General features: G+C 77.9%; 1 protein-coding gene. It reads left to right on the top strand.

Annotated features, from left to right (window positions below):
* The coding region (fhuF, locus tag AX737_RS11555; RefSeq protein ID WP_066921455.1) for a siderophore-iron reductase FhuF at positions 1-568 on the top strand (568 nt) is incomplete at its 5' end.
* Positions 569-693 lie beyond the last annotated feature (125 nt).

Below are 693 nucleotides of genomic sequence, written 5' to 3'. Positions count from 1 at the left end.
GCCCGCCGCGATCGACCGGCGCGCCCTCGTCTCCTACTGGAGCCAGTTCTACCTCGCCGCCCTGGCGACGCCCGCCCTGACCGCCCTGGTCCGGCTCGGCCGGCCGCTCCCGCTCGGCTTCGAGCGCACGAGCCTCGAACTCGACGCCGCGGGACGGCCCGCGCGCCTGCTGGTCGATCCGGAGCCCGCCGGGCCGGGCTGCGGCCGGGCCTGCACCGCCGGGGCGCGGCCGGGGCTCGCGGGGCTGGTCGAGGACCACCTGCGTCCCTTCGTGGAGCTGTGCTGCGCCCAGTGCGGTCTCGCCCCGCGGGTGATCTGGGGCAACGCCGCGGTGATCCTCGACTACGTCGCGGGGGAGCTCGGGGACGGGGACGCCCCGGCCTGCAGCGAGGTCGCCGCCTGCCTCGGGCGCCCCGGCGGCTCCGCCTGCGCCCGCACGCCGCTCGCGCAGGCGCTCTTCCCGGGCACCGCCGGCTGCCGCCGCCGCACCTGCTGCCTGCGCAGCCGCCTGCCGGGCATCCCCTCCTGCGGCGCGCTCTGCCCGCTGGAGCCCCGCGCGGACGCCTGAACCGGTCTCCGGTCGGTGGGTTCGGCCAAACGCATCGTCCCAGAACGAAGCGCGGGTCCCCGCTCCTGTAGGGAGAGGGGACCCGCGCCTGACCGGGGCTAGGCTCGCTCGGCATATGCGATCGC

The organism is Methylobacterium sp. CCH5-D2 (genome assembly GCF_001556475.1).
Taxonomy (GTDB): domain Bacteria; phylum Pseudomonadota; class Alphaproteobacteria; order Rhizobiales; family Beijerinckiaceae; genus Methylobacterium; species Methylobacterium hispanicum.
This window is presented reverse-complemented; position numbering and strand designations above follow the sequence as displayed.